This is a genomic window from Fluviicoccus sp. (assembly GCF_030646115.1).
GTDB lineage: Bacteria > Pseudomonadota > Gammaproteobacteria > Pseudomonadales > Moraxellaceae > Fluviicoccus.
The window spans coordinates 386,891-405,395 of record NZ_JAUSMX010000018.1; the positions used below are offsets into that span (position 1 = coordinate 386,891).

Below are 18,505 nucleotides of genomic sequence, written 5' to 3' on the forward strand. Positions count from 1 at the left end.
GCAAAACTAGGCATATCTATAACACTAAGCTTAATCCTCATCGGATGCGGCGGAGGCGGAGGTAGCTCCCCCAGCCCGGTCAATACGGCGCCAGTGGCAAAAATCACCCTGTCCACACCCGCTGAAATCGACCCTACCAATGACATTCCAGAAACTAACGTCGGGCAAACCCTGATGCTTAACGGCAGCACCAGTTCCGATGCCGAAAACGATCCCATGGCTTTTGAGTGGCGTTTGGTCTCTAGCCCCGGCAGTTCAGCTATCCAGCACGAAGACGAGCCATTGGCCACCTTCACACCAAACGCCCCCGGCACCTACATCATTGAATTAAACGTCTTTGACCCCAAAGGCCTCACCAGCAGCAAGCAGTTTACTTTCAACGCGTTTAGCGACTCCTGCAGTGGCTCATGCCTCAGAGGACAATTCATCAATGAACCGGTGGAAGGGCTGCGCTATCAATGCGAATTTGTCAAAGCCCGGACTGACAACAACGGTTTTTTCAAGTGCCCCCGGAACTCTGAAGTCATTTTCTTCCTTCAGGCTGACAAGGGAATCCGCAGGATTACGCTTGGCAGAACCCCCTTCAACTCACAGTGGGTGTCAAACAGCACAGGCATATTTCAAGTGAGCCCACTGGATTTAGTTCCGGGTGGTTCAGCGCTGCCAGACTTGAACGGAGCTGACGAGACCACGACAAGAATCATTAACATTCGCCGTCTCTTGCAGTCTATGGCTGTTCCCGAGCCGCAGTTGCCGTCACCGTTGATGCGCCTGAAGCTTGATCCAGCGGCTGAATCAGCCATTAACCGGCTTAGCCGCAACCTGGACCCCATAGACTTGGGCTCCGGATTCTCAACCCTTTTCAAACCGGTAGCGGACAGTTTGGCCGCTACCGGCAGACTGATGCCTTCTGCATCGGAGGTACGTGCCCGACTGGAGGCTGGCAGAGGCTATAACACGCAAGGGGTTTACGAAGCATCGCCGATGGCTATTACGTCGGTCATTACCCCTGATGCGACGAACGGCATGGTTGCCACCAATGGAAGTCTTAGCCTGGTGGAAGGCGCCATTATACTGACAGACCGTGAAAACAAATCCATAGGCTTGGGGCTCGAATGGAAAGCCGCTATAGACCCAATGGGTATTACCTCTCCGATCCGATCTTTTTCGCAGGTGATGACAGAGACCTCTCCTGTAAATGACTTGCTGCTCTCAAACGAGCAAGCCTTATACTTGCCAAACGGGAATGTCAAAAGCGGCCCGCTTTTCCAGGCTTATACGGCTGGCAGCAACTACGGCATACCCTCCGGCAGCGTAGAGTTCACCCAAGGACGCCTTTACCAGCATTTCCTGTTAGGGCACCAGATGTTTTACCGTAATTTATTTGGCCTTTCAGAATCGGACCCAATCCCGGATTTTGTCCCCGCCCGATGGATTCGCAGGGATGAAGCCAGCCTTGCCACTTTTACCGGCCACGCTTCCATCATCCCGGTAAAGACAATTGCACCTTATTTTGACCCGAATCTCTGGAAGACCGCCGCCAGCATTAGCAGCACGGACTCCGAAAGACGGCCGGTATTTCCGCTTCACCTTGAGATGACCCTGAATAATGCAGACATTAACTCCTGTCCGGGTAGTGGCTGCGAAATAGGCCGTTTCGGACTGAGCATCCTGCCCAACGGAAATATCATTACCGACCTAAACAACGATTGCGGTTCGGTCAGCACAGCACTGAAGGATAACGGTGGCGTTCAGGAATATCGACTTGGAGCCGTTTCCTCCGCTTTCCGGCAAAATGACGCGATCATGATTGCGCCATTGATTTTGATGAGCCGGATACCAGGGCTTGAACAGTTTCAGGGGGTGACGCTCGGTTTCAGCACCAGCGCTGGCGGCGGCGCTGCCAAAGTTGACATCACCCATGCCCTTTCCGGCAACGTCGCTATCACCGACAATTCGGCACTGGATAGCACTGGCAGTGCAACCTGGATAAATTATCCGGGGTTTTTCAAGGCCGTGTCGATGTCTGCTGGGCGCGACTCCGCCATGAAAAAAAGTACAGGCAAGGTCGCCGCCGTCAAGGTTCAAAGCTGCTATCACCCCGCAGCCATACCTTGATTACCCGGCCGGGACGGCTTACCCCGTCCCGGCCTGCTTCACTTGCCGCTGCCGGTATAACGGCACCCCGGCGCCCAGGTCGCAATATCCCTGAAGCTGGGCGACAAACACAACCATGCAATCCCCATGTGCATCTTCGACACATCCGGCTTCAGCCGCAGTTCGCCGTTCTTCACCCCGGACTTCTCGTTGTACTTCACCACAATCGTGCCATCTGTCTGCACTTCCAGCCCGATAATGGCGTTGCGCACATACTCTTTGGCGTGCGGCAACCCCAGCATGGCATTGGACGACGGCAGCTTGCCTTCCGTCATGTAATACTCGGCCACCTGCACCTTGACCGAGCTTGCCACGGTCAAGCCCTCCGCCACCAGCATGCGCTGCAACATCGCACCGGACATGGCCTGCAATGCAGAGTCGGCAGCGGGCATGCCGGGGGCCGTTGGCAAGGGCGGCGTTTTTCCCGTCAGGACCGGCGCGTCAGCAGGGACTTCCGGCCGAACCGGAGCCACCTGCTTGTCCAGCACCCGCTCCTTGCCCGGACACGGCACATCCTGAAACGAGACCGTGCCGTCGGCGCGGGCGCATTTATAGAAGTCGGCCCGGGCAACCGGGGTCCACCCCCATCCGGCTATCAGGACCAGAGACAGGCTTGCCATTGAAAGGTGACGATTGACCATTGCCAGACTCCGGTGACTTACCAGGTTTTTGCGGCGCGCTTTTCCAGCCAGCTGCGGACATCCTCGAACACCTGTTCCCGGTTACTTTCATGAAACAGGTCATGCAACGCGCCGGGATAGGAAATCAGGGTCTTGTCGATGGACGGCGACAACCTCTCCAGCGCCGTCCCGCTGACCGGATCCACCAACGGATCGGCCTCGCCATGCAATACCAGCAACGGCAGGTCGATACGCTCCAGCGTCTTGCTGATGGCCTGCGTCGCCAGCATCAATTGCTTGCCGGTGCCTGCCGTCATCTTGCCGTGCCAGATCAGGGTATCTTCCTCCCAGGCACGCACTTCCAGCGGGTCGCGCGACATCTGGGGGCCGAAGGTCAATTGCGCAAGGGGCAGGCGCGGCAACAATCCGCCGACCAGCCAGGCAATCAAGCGTCTCAGTGCAGGCACATCCCGGCCTTCCGACAGCGCGCACGAGTTGAAAATGGCGCCATCGACATTATTGTGGGTGGAAAGATAAGTAGCCGCGACCAGCCCGCCCACGGAATAACCCGACAGGAACAAGGGGACACTGCGCAACTCGTTGTGCACCACTTCAATGAACATGGTGAGGTCCGCCACCATGTCCCCGAAATCATGAATATGGGCGCGCACGCCTTCAGACTCGCCATGCCCCTCGAAATCAAAGGCATACACCGCATAGCCGAATTGGGTGATATAACCCGCAAAATCAGAGAAGCGGCCGGAGTGGTCGCCCCAGCTGTGAACACAAACCACAACAGCGCGTGGATAACCTGTCGCCGGCCACCATTTGCGGGCCTTGAGCGCCAGACCACGGCTGCGAAAATCAAAGGATTTGAAGCGCATTCCCGGATATTCCTGATCACGAATGAGGTCAGGCCCTGTGTGCGGCAACGCCGCCGTTATTGTCAGGCCTGTTTTTTCTTGCGGTATTCTATAGGAGTCAGGCCGGTCCAGCGCTTGAACGCCCGATAAAATGTGCTGGGCTCCGAGAAACCCGTCAAATACACAATTTGTTCAATGCTTTCACTGGTCTGCGCCAGCAGGCGCTTGGCCAGGCGGCAGCGGTAATCCGCCAAAACCTGATTGAAACTGGTTCCGGCGTCCGTCAATTGGGTACGCAGGCGTCGCGGCGGCACACCCAGTTGTTTCGCCACCGTTTCCAGGCTGGTGTTACCGCTTTCCAGCGTACCGCCAATGGCGCGCCGCACTTCCGCCACCAGATCGAAACGTGCCAGTTCCTGCAACTTCTCATGTGCCAGTTGCTCATGGAAACGCAACAGTTCCGGCTCGGCCTGCCAGATGGGATAGTTCAGGACTTCCGGCTTGAAGTGCAGACGGTTTTCGCTGGCGCCGAGAATCACCGGACAACCGTACACCCGTTCGTATTCTTCCTGTCCGGCCCCTTCGGTGTGGGTGAACTCAATCATCACCGGCTGGAACTGGCCTTCCGAGACAAAACGGAAAAAGCGCAGCACGCCGACCATCAGGCATTCGGCAGTATGGCGGATGGTGAAACCGGCCACCATGTTGACGAAGTAGCACTCGTCCTCGTTATGCACCAGGGTCGCCTGCAGCATGTCGCTGATCAGGCGCTGGTAGGCCATGACCCGGCGCAGGCCTTCCCCGAAGCTGGGACTGCTCAGGAACAGGTACTCCAGAACCTGCCCCCGATAGAGCGGCAGGTGCTCGCCCAGGTGCAGGCCGATATGCGGGTCATCGGATACCGATTCCACCGCCTGCCAGAAGGCAAACTGGGCAGCAGAAGGCGTACGGGCCTTGGCGTCGATCTGGTTCAGGCCGATACCAGCCTTCATCAGTACGGTTTCAGCCTGCAACCCGGCGTTACGCATGGCCTGATAGACAAAGCGGAGAAGAATTGCGCCATCGTAGCGTTCAGACATGATGGAATCCTGCCAGCCGTGGGAAATGGCCGATTGTTATGTTTTTGGAAGGCTTAAGTAAAGCAATATCAACAGCATAGACGCTATATCGCGTCTTTTCCCGTCAGATATCCACCAAGTGCACCACATCATACGCCGGTTCTTCATAGGGATGCGATGCACGCAGCGCCGCCACGGCCGCTTTCAGGCAGTCATCCGCACAAACCAGCTCCACCCGGTACTCCGCCACGGTTTCAATAGCGCCGACTTCCCCCAGAAACGGGTTGGCGCCTGGCAGCGGGCGGAACTGACCGACGCCCAGGACTTGCCAGGCACAAGCATCATAGTCGCCGATGCGCCCCGCCCCGGCGGCAAACAGGGCCGTCTTGACGCTGTCGACATGGGTGACGGGAACGAAAAAAGTAATCTTGTACATGCCATACCCCGCGTCGGAAACCGGTCTACTCTAGCCAGCCCGCCGGACGGGCGCAATGATGACAGGTGTCATGCCTCCAGGGCATGGAGGTATTGGGCGGCAATTCCCTGGAAATCCGCGCTGATGCGGTCATCATCCCGAACCCGCCGCCAGTATTCCACCGCCCAGGCCTTGACCCCTTCCCAAACAGGCTCGGTCAATCGGGTGGGACGAGCTTGCCGGAGCGGGCGGGCAATGACTTCGCCATGGTTGTTGGGCGCATGGTGCATGGGCAGCATGTCATAGACCGGGGCCAGGCGCAGGGAGAAGTCGTCACCCAGGAAAAAGCTGAGGTTGCCGTTGTGCATGTCGGTGTTGGCGATCAGACTTCCGAAGGCATGGATGCAGAGGATGCGCTCGTAATCTTCACGGGAAATCAACCGCTGCTCCAGCAAGGAGGCGGCTTGCTCGTCCCAGGCGCCGGAATGACCTATAAATTCATTACTGACGGCCTCAAGGGAAACAATGCCCCGTCGCCCGAAATGGGGGGTACGGTCAAAACGGATAACCTCAAGAAAAGTGCGCCCAGCCAACTTAAATATTTGGCTTAAAGCCCCGGCAACGTTGTAATCAGTCAGTACTGCTAACGCCAAATGCTCTGCCACAAGAAGATCCGACCACCGAAGGCCTGATGACATAGTGCAGACAGGGCTGTATTTAATAAGCAACTCACAGCATTGAAGATCGCTTACGCAGACTATCTCCCCCAACTTAGGCTGCTCCCCGCCCGCAGAAGATCTTATCCCTTCGCGGCTTTGCGACTTTCCAACCTCCAGAGGATACTGCCCCCTCAAATCTTTAAGCGAAATCAAATTGTCTTCTGACACTGCCTCCCGGATGGCCTCATTCAGAAAACAATAAGACATCCTGACATAATCACCGATCAGGAAATTACCCGGCAACTCGTGCCCGAAACGTGTTAACCCGACCAGCACATCGTCATCGCCCCAATATTCCAGTCGCTCCGGCAAATCATGGGTTTTATACAACCCCACGACCTGGCACCCCATAAACCCCTGTGGACGATTATCCACCAGAAACCACGGCAGTCCTTCGAACAAGGACTCCCGATGATTCACGGCATCACGCCATACGAACCCCGCCGGATAAATGGCATGCAGCCTTCCGGCCAAGGATACCTCCCCCACCTCATCAACCCGATAAACCGGCCACTCCGATCCAATCTCACGCACGGCCCGCCGCAACGCATACCGTGTCGCCCTCGCCTTACCAATCACCAAAATATGATCACGCTGCTCTGCCAGCCAACGGGACACCGTCGGCTGCGACACACACAGTGCCGACGCCAGCTCGCGCGCCGTTCGCGGACCGGAAAGCAATGCGGATTGCAGGTTAACAGAGGACATGATGAATAGATTCTTCAAGAAACCATAGCTGCTTTATATCATGCAGTACGATCACCTGAACGCCCCATTTGAATAGATTCTTCCCCGAAAAACAAGGAGGGCTCCATGGAGCCCTCCTGCTTCAACCGGAACCCGCCGGATTCACCCCGCAAACACCCGCGCATTCCTGAACATGCGCATCCAGGCCGCATCGTCCGTCCAGCCTTCCGGCTTCCACGACTGCTGCACGGCGCGGAACACCCGCTCCGGGTGCGGCATCATGATGGTGGCGCGACCGTCACGGCTGGTGACGCCGGTCATGGCCAGTGGCGAGCCGTTCGGGTTCAACGGGTAGATCTGGGTGGAGTTGCCGGTGCTGTCCGCCCAGCGCAGCGCCACCAGACCGCTGTCGCTCAGGGCCTGCGGATCATCCGTCAGCACCCGCCCTTCCCCGTGGGCCACGGCAATCGGCATCACCGAATCTTCCATGCCCGCCAGGAAAATCGACGGCGATTTTTCCACCCGCACCAGAGCGGTCCGCGCCTCAAAGCTTTCGCTGTTGTTGCGCACGAAACGCGGCCACAGCTCCGCACCGGGAATCAGGCCCTTCAGTTGCGACATCATCTGGCAACCGTTGCAGATACCCAGACTGAAGGTTTCAGGACGGGCGAAAAACGCCGCAAATTCGTCACGCACCCGGTTGTGGAACAGCACCGACTTCGCCCAGCCGCCGCCCGCGCCCAGCACGTCGCCATAGGAGAAGCCGCCGCAAGCCACCAGGCCTGCAAAGTCTTTCAAGCTGACGCGGCCGGACAAAAGGTCGCTCATGTGCACATCGACACTGGTGAAACCGGCCTTGTCGAAGGCGGCCGCCATTTCAATATGACCGTTGACGCCCTGTTCGCGCAGGATGGCGACACGGGGGCGCACGCCGGTGGCGATGAACGGCGCGGCGACATCGGCATCGACGTCATAACTGAGACGGGCGATCAGGCCTTGATGCACGCCATCCCCGATCAGTGCGAACTCCTCATCGGCGCAATCGGCATTATCACGCAGCGACTGGATGCGGTGACTGGTCTCGGCCCACCATTGCTGCCATTGCACACGCTTGCCGGACAACACCCGGAAGTTTTCATAGTTGAAGTGCAGTTCGTCGGTCAGGTTCAGACCGCCGATTTCATGCACGGAGGCATTCAGCGAGGTGGCGGCAAAAGCCTCCTTAACGGCAGCCAGATCCGCCGCGCGCACCTGAATCACCGCCCCCAACTCCTCATTGAACAGGGCTGCGGGCAGGTCAGCGGCGGTCTTCGCCAGCGGAGCCAGTTCGATATCCACGCCCTGACGGCTGGCGAAACTCATTTCCGCCACCGCCGCCAGCAGGCCGCCGTCGCTGCGGTCGTGGTAAGCCAACAATTTTCCATCGGCATTGAGGAACTGAATGACGGTGAAGAAATCCTTCAGCAATTCCGGGCTGTCGAGGTCTGGCGCAACATTGCCAATCTGGCCATAAACCTGCGCCAGCGCGGAACCGCCCAGCCGGTTGCGGCCCTGGCCCAGATCGACCAGCAGCAGCACGCTGTCCGCCACCGGCTGCAGTTCCGGAGTCAAGGTGCGGCGGATGTCCTGCACCGGCGCGAACGACGACACTATCAGCGATAGTGGTGAAGTGACGGCCTTGTTGTCTGCGCCGTCCTTCCAGACCGTGCGCATCGACAGGGAGTCCTTGCCGACGGGAATGGCGATATCCAGCGCCGGGCACAGCTCCATGCCCACCGCCTTGACGGCATTGAACAGGTTTTGGTCTTCCATGCCGTAACCGGCTGCCGCCATCCAGTTCGCGGACAGCTTGATGTCGTTGAGCTTGCCGATACGGGCGGCGGCAATATTGGTGATCGCTTCACCCACCGCCATGCGTGCTGAGGCGGCTGCGTCAATCAGCGCTACCGGGGTGCGCTCGCCCATGGCCATGGCTTCACCGGTGGTGCTGTGGAAGCCGCTGGCGGTGACGGCGCAATCCGCCACCGGCACCTGCCACGGGCCCACCATCTGCTCACGGGCCACCAGTCCGGTTACGGAGCGGTCGCCAATGGTGATCAGGAAGGATTTGGAAGCCACTGTCGGCAGCTTCAGCACGCGCTCGGCGGCATCGGCCAGGCTCAGCGCGGAGGTATCAAAGCCTTCCTGCGCCAGCTCACGGGAGTCGAACTGACGCAGCATGCGCGGGGCCTTGCCCAGCAGCACCTGCATCGGCATGTCCACCGGGCTGTTGCCGAAATGCTCGTCCTTCACTTCCAGATGACGGACTTCGGTGGCTTCACCCAGCACCGCAAACAGGCAGCGTTCACGCTCGCAAATGGCTTCGAATTCGGCCAGTCGCTTGGAATGCACAGCCAGTACATAACGTTCCTGCGCCTCATTGCACCAGATCTCACGCGGGCTCATGCCCGGCTCCAGATTCGGGATGTTGCGCAGCTCCAGCGTGGCGCCCAAGTCATGTTCGTGCACCAGTTCCGGCATGGCGTTGGACAGGCCGCCCGCGCCGACATCGTGAACCGAGACGATCGGGTTGTTGTCACCCATTGCCCAGCAGACATCCAACACTTCCTGAACCCGACGCTCCATTTCCGGGTTGTCGCGTTGCACCGAGGCAAAATCGAGGTTTTCGGCGCTGGCGCCGCTGGCCATCGACGAGGCCGCACCACCGCCCAGACCAATCAGCAAGGCCGGACCGCCCAGCACAATCAGCTTATCGCCGGGACGGATGCTGTTCTTTTGCACGTGACCGTCACGGATATTGCCGAGGCCGCCGGCAATCATGATCGGCTTGTGGTAACCGCGTACTTCGCGACCGTTAACACCGTTCACTTCAAGCTCAAAGGTGCGGAAATAACCGGTCAGGTTGGGTCGGCCAAATTCATTGTTGAACGCCGCGCCGCCCAGCGGGCCGTCAATCATGATTTCCAGCGGGGTCACGATGCGGTTGGGTTTGCCATAGGGCTGTTCCCACGGCTGCACAAAACCGGGAATGTTCAGGTTGGAGACCGTGAAGCCGGTCATGCCTGCCTTGGGCTTGCCGCCGCGACCGGTGGCGCCTTCATCACGGATTTCACCGCCCGCCCCGGTCGCCGCACCGGCAAAGGGTGAAATGGCGGTGGGATGGTTGTGGGTTTCCACCTTCATCAGGATATGAACAGGCTCATGGCTGTAACCATAGGCATGCGTTTCCGGATTAGGGAAGAAACGGTCGGCCTGATGGCCGGTAATGACAGACGCATTGTCCTTGTAGGCGGACAGGATGTTGTCCGGAGAACAGCTGAAGGTGTTCTTGATCATGCCAAACAGCGACTTCTCCACCTTTTGGCCGTCAACAGTCCAGTCGGCGTTGAAGATCTTGTGGCGGCAATGCTCGGAGTTGGCCTGCGCGAACATCATCAGTTCCACGTCATGCGGATTGCGGCCGATCTGGCGGAAACTGTCCACCAGATAGTCAATCTCGTCCGGCGACAACGCAAAACCGAACTCGCGATTGGCTGCTTCGAGCGCCTCGCGGCCGCCACCGAGAATGTCAATGGATTGCAGCGGCTGCGGCGTATGGGTATCGAACAGCACTTCGGCTTCTTCAACACTCTCGAACACGCTCTGGGTCATGCGGTCATGCAGCTTGGCGGCAACCACGGAGCGTTCATCGGCAGACAACTCGGCGGACACTTGCAGCCAGTAGACCGTAACGCGCTCCAGACGGTCGACCTTGAACAGGTCGCAGTTGCGGGCAATATCCGTCGCCTTGGACGACCACGGCGAGATCGTGCCGACACGCGGTGCGACAACAAAAACGGCATCGAATTCCGCATCGCTGAAGCCCTGAGCGTTGAAGTCCTCACCGTAGTGCAGCAACTCCTGCAACCGGGCGGTTTCTGCCTCGGTCAGTTCGGCATTCGTCCGCACCAGATGGGCAAAACGGGCGGTCAGCCCCTCCACGGAAGGCGCCAGCGCCTTCAATTCTGCCAACAACCGACGGGTTTTGAAGGCTGATAACGCTTTGGCACCGCTGAATACCTGCATGATGAACTCGCTGGGGACGCTGAAAAACAGGGGCATTATGATACCTGATTTTACGACGAACTTGGCGGGATTCCCGACCTGAAGCAGACCACCGCCACAATTCGGCCACTCCCGCCCCGGCCGCAAATCCGCAGTCAAGCCAGCGCCCATCCGGCCACCGCCGTGATTTCCCGCCTGGTGGCGCCTTGCCCGCACGCGATCACAAATCAACCAAAACTTGTCATGCATTCGCAAAAATCCGGCTGCTTTTCTCAAGTCAGCAGCCTGCTTTCCCCCTAAAGTTGTCGGACAAGACTGAGCCCATTGGTCGGTTTTTCTGGACAGCGTCACAGTTTTACGGGTAAATTCCGCCGCGAATGCACATTTTTCACGCAAAACAGGAGGAAACACTCTCTAAAGACAACGCTAAAACGGCTGCTGCCACCCGGCGACAGTTGATAAACGAAACTCTGCGAGGTGTTCAAATGTCAGGCAAATCGGCCTTGCCAGCCACGATTGCAAATGACGCTTTTTCCCGGAAATTCTGGCGTTTCATGGCCGTTTTCCTGGTGGTTTGGTTGTCCTATCGTCTGCATCCGCTGCAGAACTCGCTGGACGCCGTCAGCAACAGCGGTGAGCTCCATGTCGTCGGAGTCGCCGGCCCCACCACTTTCCTGCCGCAGGGCGATGCCGCCCGTGGTTTCCAGTACGAATTGCTGCGCGCATTCGCCGATGACTTGGGCGTGCAACTTGTAATCCAGACCGCACCCGATGCCGAATCCGTGATCCGCATGGTGCAGCGCGGCGAAGCCGACATTGGCATTACCGGCCTGCCCGGCGATGACCCCCGCCTCGCCAAGCTACAGGCGGGCAACCCCTATCTGACGGTCAATCAGCAACTGGTGCGACGCGCCGATCAACAAACACCGCCAGACTCCGCCCGCATCGCGGTCAGCAAAAACAGCGCCGAAGCGCTGAGCCTGCCGGTTGTCGCGCCGAACGCCGACATTATCCAGGTGCGCAACGCGACGCCGGAAGCCTTGCTGGAGCAGGTCAATGAAGGTGATGCGGATTTTGCCGTCGTCACCCAGTCGGATTTTGAAGCCCGACGTGCTGCATTTCCCCAATTGAAAGCCGCCGCGCCCATTCGGGAAGTGCAACTGGCCTGGAGCCTGCACCGCCGCGATGACAAGCTGCTGAAGATCGCCAATGCCTTCATGGAGCAAGCGCGCGCCGACGGCACCCTGAAGCGTCTGGCCGGCTTCTATGGCCAAGGGGACACCTTTAATACGGTGGGTGTCCGCACTTTCCGCAATGACCTTCAGGCGCGCTTGCCGCTCTACAAGAAGGCCTTCCAGAAGGAAGCGGATCGTCACGACATGGACTGGCGCTTGCTGGCGGCGATCGGCTATCAGGAGTCCAAGTGGGATGCCCGCGCCATTTCACCCACCGGGGTGGAAGGCTTGATGATGCTGACCCGCGCAACGGCCAGCGACATGGGGCTGGAAAACCGGGGCAACCCGAAGGAAAGCATTCGTGCCGGGGCGGACTATTACCAGTTGATCGATCAGCGTATTCCCGACACCGTGCGTGAGCCGGACCGGACGTGGATGACGCTGGCCGCCTATAACATGGGGCCGGGACATGTGCTGAAGGCGCGTCGTCTGGCAGAAGATGCCGGGGATAATCCGGACCAGTGGCTGGATGTGAGCCGTCATTTGCGCAAGTTGCCGCGTGCGGGTCAGGCGCTGGTGTATGTGCAGGAAGTGCGGCGGTATTATGATGCGCTGTTGATGACGACGCCGACGGATGGATGGCTGGCCAGTTCGGGAAAGTCGTGGCGGGTTATTTATTGATGGATGTCACACCCTCTTGGTCCAGACTATATAACCTCACCTGAAACATTTATCATCCGTGCTCAAACCAGACACGGATGATGTTCCATGCAACGCCGGTATAAATCACTTCTGCTTACCTCTTTGGCTTTGTTCCTGAGTGCTTGCAACAACAATCCGGACGAAGGCAATACGCCCGGGGTTGCCACAAGCCCCGGTGTAAGCACACCATTTATCAGCGGCGTTGTCGCAGACGGATATATCCGTGGCGCTATCGTTTGCCTGGACAAGAATAGCAACACGCTCTGTGATCCCGGCGAGCCGGCGACGTCAAGTCAGGAGAAAGGCTATTACCGGTTAAGGAATGTTAGTGCAGCCGATGCGGCCGCCTACCCCATTGCTGTGTATGTCCCGGTTGGGGCCATTGATGAGGATGACCCGGCACATCCGGTAACCCTTCCATATTACATGTCTGCTCCGGCAGGCAAATATGGTTTCATCAGCCCTATTACAACTCTGATCACATCATTCCAGAAAATCCACCCAGACCTAAGCTTAGCTGACATAACTCGCCTTTTTGTTGATCAAATGGGGCTGGATGCCACGGTAAACCTGTTTGAAAACTACAACAAACCTTCAGCAAGCCTTTCCCAGAAACGACTGCACAATATTGCCCGATATATAGCCAAAGAGTATTTAGCCAATAACCTTCAGGAACTTAGTGGAGCGTTCCTATCAAGCCAGACAGCCGCCGTAAACTTGCTTGTTTCCAATAATGCCGCCAATAATCTTGGATTTTTCTCTGGGTCAATTACTGATAATTTCACAGGTACCCCCTATACATACCTCATCCATAAAGCAGAGCTTGCTGATTTGCTTGAATTTGTGGCGCGCATACCCTCCAAGCCTATTCCAACCACAAATATCCTGAGTCAAGCCGGAGGCATTTACAGACCCAATGGCTACATCCTCAACGACTGCCAAGTTTATGGACAGCCCGCCGGATGCTCAATTCCACATGCCAACTCTGTCCGTTATTACCATGGATACCTTACAGGCAACATTATTGAAGGCTCCGTCTTTTATTATGACCTGACCAACGGAAACTCTCTTCCTAAATCTGAAAATGATAACTACAGGAACCTGCAGTTGGCTGAGACAGGATGGCAAGACATCAATAGCCAGCCTATCTTAGCCAACGATCTGCCAAGCTCCCGGAGTTACAACCTTGCCGGGCTGGGAATAAAACCAACGCTGTCTTACCTTGATGATTATCTCATCAACAACAACACCGGCTCCGTCGCCTTTCTACGCTTCAGAGATGCCGCCAAATTCCCGCAAGGAGCCATGGCTTATGTTTCATATTATCCAGCCACCCGCAATAGTCATTATTACCTATATGATTACACCAACAACAACGCGACATTTGAAGCGGAGCCCCCAAAATCTTCAGGTTTTCCGGTTACCAAGAACAGCCTTCAGGACTTCATTTCATTTTTCTCAATGAACGACCTGGACTTATTCAAACAGTCGTTTGTTTCCACTAGCCCATTTGGTCAGATTGACAATACCTCCCGCATCATGAGGGTGACTGCCCGTTTAATACCAGACAGGAGCCTCCAATTGACCAGAGCCGTATATGACACAGACACCGGACAAACCGAAACTTATTCTTTTGAAGGCAGCTGGGAAATCCGCCAGGTCATGGGGCAGGAGCTGCTATTCCTTAAAATTCCTTCCATTCTGGGCGACGACACCAAATATCAGACTTTCTTTACCGTTTACCAAGGTGTCGTCACCAGAGGTGCGGCACGCTATGCCCAAGATGCCTACAATATTCTGGACTTAAACGAGACCGCCTTCATTGCCTATAAGGCCGCGATCAAGCTCAGTAATGAGCCTTAATGCTATTAATCGCCTTAGGGAAGTCGGCTTTTGCTGGTTTCCCTGCGTCCCTTGAAAAAAGCTGAAAGCATCTGCCCGGCCTCCTCCGCCAGCAAGCCCCCCTCAAACCGGAACACATGATTGTAATACCCGCTTTCCAGCAAACGCCGGGCGCTCACCAGCGACCCTGACTTTGGCTCCTTCGCGGCAAACACCACTCGCCCCACCCGCGCATGCACCAGCGCCCCCACACACATGGTGCAGGGCTCCAGCGTCACATACAGAGTGGTGTTTTCTTCCAGTCGGTAATTTTGCAAACGGATGGCAGCAGCGCGAATGGCCACCACCTCGGCATGCGCGGTAGGATCATGAGACAGGATCGGCTGGTTAAAACCTTCACCCAGAACTTCGCCGGCCGCCGACACCAACACCGCGCCAACCGGGACTTCACCCAAATCAGCCCCTTGTCCGGCCAGCACCAAGGCGCGGCGCATGAACGCGGCATCGGCTTCCGAGAATGAAACCGTTTTCAATTCAGCAAATTGGGCGCCTTGCCCGCCCGCCTCACCGGTCAAGATAAATCTCCACCAGCGGCCGGGAGACACCGGAACGCAAATACTGGCGCAAATTATTCATGGTCAGCAAATACTGGTCCAGAAGCCGCTGGAAGTGCGCCTGTTCGGCCGCATAATCCCCGGCCCGATAACCGTACTCATAGGTGACTTCCACCTGCATTAACCCGTATTCCCCCATCAGCGGGAAACGGGCCCATTCGTCCAGCGCCTCATGAATCTTCCGCTCGCGCAGCAACTCCAGCACGGTCGACAGCTTCGCCGGCCAGCCGGGCAGGCTGTGGCGGATGAAAAACATCATCAGCTCCAGCAGCGCGGCCTCGGCGTTGGCGATGCGGTCAGCGGCGGACATGAAAGCGCCCTGCCCTCATTCCCATTCGATGGTCGCGGGCGGCTTCGACGACACGTCGTACACTACCCGCGACACATCCGCGATCTCATTGATGATGCGATTCGACACCTTCTCGATCAACTCGTAGGGCAGATGCGCCCAGCGGGCGGTCATGAAGTCGATGGTTTCCACGGCGCGCAGCGCAATGACCCAGGCGTAACGCCGACCATCGCCAACCACGCCCACCGACTTCACCGGCAGGAACACGGCAAAGGACTGGCTGGTGCGGTGGTACCACCCGGCCTTGTGCAACTCTTCCAGGAAAATGGCGTCAGCTTCACGCAGCACGTCAGCGTATTCCTTCTTCACTTCGCCAAGGATACGCACACCCAGGCCGGGGCCGGGGAACGGGTGACGGTAGACCATGTCGTAGGGCAGGCCCAGTTCCAGACCGATCTTGCGCACTTCGTCCTTGAACAGCTCACGCAACGGCTCCACCAGCTGGAACTTGATGTCTTCCGGCAAGCCGCCGACATTGTGGTGCGACTTGATGTTGTGCGCCTTGCCGGTCTTGCTGCCGGCGGACTCGATCACATCCGGATAAATGGTGCCCTGCGCCAGCCACTTTACGTCGTTCAGCTTGCGCGCTTCTTCGGCAAACACGTCAATGAAGACCCGGCCAATGATCTTGCGCTTGGCTTCGGGATCGCTGACACCGGCCAGCTGGCCCAGGAACTGGTCAACGGCGTCTGCACGAATTACCTTCACACCCATGTTCTTGGCGAACATGTCCATGACCATGTCGCCTTCGTTCTTGCGCAGCAGGCCGTTGTCAACGAAGACACAGGTCAGCTTGTCGCCGATGGCGCGGTGCAGCAGCGCGGCAACCACGGACGAGTCCACGCCGCCGGACAAGCCGAGCAGCACTTGATCATCCCCTACCTGATCGCGCACCCGCTGGATGCTGTCCTCAATAATTCGGGCGGGCGTCCACAGGTCTTCGCAGGCGCAGATGTCGCGGACAAAGCGGCGCAGCAGCGCCTCGCCTTGCAGGGTATGTGTCACTTCCGGGTGGAACTGGATGCCGTAGAAACGCTGGGCGTCGCAACTCATGGCGGCGATCGGGCAGCTCGGGGTGCTGGCGGTGATGGAAAAACCTTCCGGCAGGGTCACCACCTTGTCGCCATGGCTCATCCACACGTCCAGATACCCGGCGCGATCATGGATATTGGCGAAGAAAGCGTCTTCCCGCTCGACCTTCACTTCCGCATAGCCGAATTCGCGCAGGTCGGATGTGCCGACCTTGCCACCCAACTGCTCGGCCATGGTCTGCATGCCGTAGCAGATGCCCAGCACCGGCAGACCCAGCTTGAAAACGACTTCGGGTGCGCGTGGCGAACCGGCCTCCGTCACTGACTCCGGACCGCCGGACAGGATGATGCCCTTAGGATTGAACTTGCGGATTTCCTCTTCCGTGGTGTCATAGGCGCGTAATTCGCAGAAAACGCCCAGTTCGCGCACACGGCGGGCAATCAACTGGGTGTACTGCGAACCGAAATCGAGGATCAGGATGCGGTGGGAGTGGATGTCGAGTTGCATGGATCAGGCCTGAAAGAATATAGGATGCCGGACCTGTAGGTCGGGTGTAGGTCGGGCTTCAGCCCGACACTTCCGGCACCAAGATGTAAAGGGGGTTGTCGGGCTGAAGCCCGACCTACACGGTTTGGGGACGATCGACCTCAACCCACCCGGTAATTCGGCGCTTCCTTGGTAATCGTCACGTCATGCACATGCGATTCCTTCATGCCGGCGGACGTGATCTTCACAAACTTCGGCTTGGTGCGCATCTCCTGGATGGTGGCGGAACCGGTGTAACCCATCGAGGAACGCAGACCGCCCATCAGTTGATGGATGATGCCGCTCATCGGCCCCTTGTAGGGCACACGGCCTTCAATGCCCTCCGGCACCAGTTTCTCGACCCCGGCAGAGGCATCCTGGAAGTAGCGATCGCTGGAGCCGGTGAGGCCGGACATGGCGCCCAGCGAACCCATGCCGCGATAGGCCTTGTAATAGCGGCCCTGGAACAGCTCGACTTCACCCGGCGCTTCTTCGGTACCGGCCAGCAGTGAGCCGACCATGATGACACTGGCCCCGGCAGCGACGGCCTTGGCGATGTCGCCGGAGTAACGGATGCCACCGTCGGCAATCAGCGGAATCTGGTCGTTGAGCGCACGGGCAACGGCATCCACCGCGCCGATCTGCGGCACGCCGATACCGGCCACAATACGGGTGGTGCAGATGGAGCCTGGGCCGATACCAACCTTGACTGCGTCTGCACCGGCTTCCAGCAGCGCCAGCGCGGCTTCGCCGGTGGCGATGTTGCCACCGATAACTTGCATGTTCGGGTAGTTCTTCTTGATCCAGGCCACGCGGTCAATCACGCCCTTGGAATGACCGTGGGCGGTATCGACGACAATCACGTCCACACCGGCTTCGATCAAGGCTTCAACACGTTGCTGGGTGTCCGAACCGGTGCCGACAGCAGCGCCGACGCGCAGGCGGCCCTGCTCGTCCTTGCAGGCGTTGGGATACATTTCGGCCTTGCGGAAGTCATTGACGGTAATCAGGCCTTTCAGCTTGAAATCGTCGTCGATGACCAGCACTTTCTCGATGCGGTGCTGGTGCAGCAGCGCCTTGATCTTCTCAGAAGACTCGCCTTCCTTGACCGTGACCAGCTTGTCCTTGGGCGTCATGATGGCTGACACCGGCTGATCCAGGCGGGTTTCAAAACGCAGATCGCGGCTGGTGACGATGCCGACCAGATTGTCGCCGTCCACCACCGGCACACCGGATATCTTGTGGGCCTGGGTCAGCGCCAGCAAGGCGTGAATCGTGGTTTCCGGACCGACGGTGATCGGATCCTTGACCATGCCCGCTTCATATTTCTTGACGCGGCGCACCTGGGAAGCCTGGGCGGCAATGTCCATGTTCTTGTGCAGGATGCCGATACCGCCTTCTTGGGCAATGGCGATGGCCATACCGGCTTCGGTGACGGTGTCCATGGCGGCGGACACCAGCGGAATGTTGAGTTGAATGCCGCGAGTCAGGCGTGTTTTCAGGCAGACGTCCTTGGGCAGGACTTCGGAGTAGGCGGGCAGGAGAAGCACATCATCAAAGGTGAGGGCTTCCTGAACGATGGTCAGCATGGCGCATCACTCACGGGCAGGAAAAGTCGTCAATTATAGGCGCGTGAGGCGGCGGGGTAAAACAGGAATGGATGAAAAAGGCCCCTGCCCTCCGGATTTTGCATCTGGAGGGCG

General features: G+C 58.0%; 13 protein-coding genes. 3 read left to right on the plus strand and 10 right to left on the minus strand.

The genetic code is table 11. The features are described from left to right. Positions 1-93 precede the first annotated feature (93 nt). Positions 94-2,118, plus strand: a complete 2,025-nt coding sequence (locus tag Q7T36_RS13685; RefSeq protein WP_304849576.1) for a hypothetical protein — start codon at positions 94-96, stop codon at positions 2,116-2,118. A gap of 38 nt (positions 2,119-2,156) precedes the next feature. Here the strand turns inward: Q7T36_RS13685 and Q7T36_RS13690 are convergent, their stop codons facing one another. The 6 genes from Q7T36_RS13690 to purL form a co-directional block, all read right to left on the minus strand. After that, the gene (locus Q7T36_RS13690) at positions 2,157-2,798 is read right to left on the minus strand and encodes a pilin (RefSeq protein WP_304849579.1); all 642 of its coding nucleotides are present in this window, start codon (positions 2,796-2,798) and stop codon (positions 2,157-2,159) included. Between the two features lie 17 nt (positions 2,799-2,815). After that, positions 2,816-3,661, minus strand: coding sequence for an alpha/beta hydrolase (locus Q7T36_RS13695; protein ID WP_304849581.1), 846 nt, complete (start codon positions 3,659-3,661; stop codon positions 2,816-2,818). 62 nt (positions 3,662-3,723) lie between these two features. After that, positions 3,724-4,719, minus strand: coding sequence for an AraC family transcriptional regulator (locus Q7T36_RS13700; protein WP_304849583.1), 996 nt, complete (start codon positions 4,717-4,719; stop codon positions 3,724-3,726). 103 nt (positions 4,720-4,822) lie between these two features. Continuing rightward, positions 4,823-5,134, minus strand: coding sequence for a YqfO family protein (locus Q7T36_RS13705; RefSeq protein WP_304849586.1), 312 nt, complete (start codon positions 5,132-5,134; stop codon positions 4,823-4,825). 68 nt (positions 5,135-5,202) lie between these two features. Then, positions 5,203-6,540 (minus strand): type II toxin-antitoxin system HipA family toxin YjjJ, encoded by a 1,338-nt coding sequence (gene yjjJ / locus Q7T36_RS13710; protein WP_304849590.1) that lies wholly within the window; start codon positions 6,538-6,540, stop codon positions 5,203-5,205. 141 nt (positions 6,541-6,681) lie between these two features. Beyond that, a complete protein-coding gene (purL, locus tag Q7T36_RS13715; protein ID WP_304849753.1) occupies positions 6,682-10,584 on the minus strand; it encodes a phosphoribosylformylglycinamidine synthase in 3,903 nt (1,300 codons plus the stop codon). A gap of 464 nt (positions 10,585-11,048) precedes the next feature. Here purL and mltF point away from each other — a divergent pair, with 464 nt between their 5' ends. Both mltF and Q7T36_RS13725 read left to right on the plus strand, forming a co-directional pair. Beyond that, positions 11,049-12,419 (plus strand): membrane-bound lytic murein transglycosylase MltF, encoded by a 1,371-nt coding sequence (gene mltF / locus Q7T36_RS13720; protein ID WP_304849593.1) that lies wholly within the window; start codon positions 11,049-11,051, stop codon positions 12,417-12,419. Between the two features lie 87 nt (positions 12,420-12,506). Next, complete coding sequence (locus Q7T36_RS13725; protein WP_304849596.1) at positions 12,507-14,303, plus strand: hypothetical protein; 1,797 nt, start codon at positions 12,507-12,509, stop codon at positions 14,301-14,303. 14 nt (positions 14,304-14,317) lie between these two features. On the opposite strand, the gene tadA is transcribed toward Q7T36_RS13725, so the two are convergent. The 4 genes from tadA to guaB form a co-directional block, all read right to left on the minus strand. Next, positions 14,318-14,815, minus strand: coding sequence for a tRNA adenosine(34) deaminase TadA (gene tadA, locus Q7T36_RS13730; RefSeq protein ID WP_304849757.1), 498 nt, complete (start codon positions 14,813-14,815; stop codon positions 14,318-14,320). A 31-nt stretch (positions 14,816-14,846) separates the two neighbouring features. Then, on the minus strand, positions 14,847-15,206 hold the full coding sequence (locus Q7T36_RS13735; RefSeq protein WP_304849599.1) for a hypothetical protein: 360 nt from the start codon (positions 15,204-15,206) through the stop codon (positions 14,847-14,849). Between the two features lie 15 nt (positions 15,207-15,221). Then, positions 15,222-16,784: a glutamine-hydrolyzing GMP synthase gene (gene guaA / locus Q7T36_RS13740; RefSeq protein ID WP_304849602.1), complete on the minus strand. Its 1,563-nt coding sequence runs from the start codon at positions 16,782-16,784 to the stop codon at positions 15,222-15,224. Between the two features lie 140 nt (positions 16,785-16,924). Beyond that, entirely contained in the window at positions 16,925-18,391 is a 1,467-nt protein-coding gene (guaB, locus tag Q7T36_RS13745) for an IMP dehydrogenase (RefSeq protein ID WP_304849605.1), read from the minus strand. Positions 18,392-18,505: the final 114 nt, after the last annotated feature.

Excerpts from the sequence above, each read along its gene's own strand:
- Q7T36_RS13690 (WP_304849579.1), bottom strand. The coding sequence starts at position 2,798 with ATGGTCAATCGTCACCTTTCAATGGCAAGCCTGTCTCTGGTCCTGATA.
- Q7T36_RS13695 (WP_304849581.1), bottom strand. The coding sequence starts at position 3,661 with ATGCGCTTCAAATCCTTTGATTTTCGCAGCCGTGGTCTGGCGCTCAAG.
- Q7T36_RS13700 (WP_304849583.1), bottom strand. The coding sequence starts at position 4,719 with ATGTCTGAACGCTACGATGGCGCAATTCTTCTCCGCTTTGTCTATCAG.
- Q7T36_RS13705 (WP_304849586.1), bottom strand. The coding sequence starts at position 5,134 with ATGTACAAGATTACTTTTTTCGTTCCCGTCACCCATGTCGACAGCGTC.
- yjjJ (WP_304849590.1), bottom strand. The coding sequence starts at position 6,540 with ATGTCCTCTGTTAACCTGCAATCCGCATTGCTTTCCGGTCCGCGAACG.
- purL (WP_304849753.1), bottom strand. The coding sequence starts at position 10,584 with ATGCAGGTATTCAGCGGTGCCAAAGCGTTATCAGCCTTCAAAACCCGT.
- mltF (WP_304849593.1), top strand. The coding sequence starts at position 11,049 with ATGTCAGGCAAATCGGCCTTGCCAGCCACGATTGCAAATGACGCTTTT.
- Q7T36_RS13725 (WP_304849596.1), top strand. The coding sequence starts at position 12,507 with ATGCAACGCCGGTATAAATCACTTCTGCTTACCTCTTTGGCTTTGTTC.
- Q7T36_RS13735 (WP_304849599.1), bottom strand. The coding sequence starts at position 15,206 with ATGTCCGCCGCTGACCGCATCGCCAACGCCGAGGCCGCGCTGCTGGAG.
- guaA (WP_304849602.1), bottom strand. The coding sequence starts at position 16,784 with ATGCAACTCGACATCCACTCCCACCGCATCCTGATCCTCGATTTCGGT.
- guaB (WP_304849605.1), bottom strand. The coding sequence starts at position 18,391 with ATGCTGACCATCGTTCAGGAAGCCCTCACCTTTGATGATGTGCTTCTC.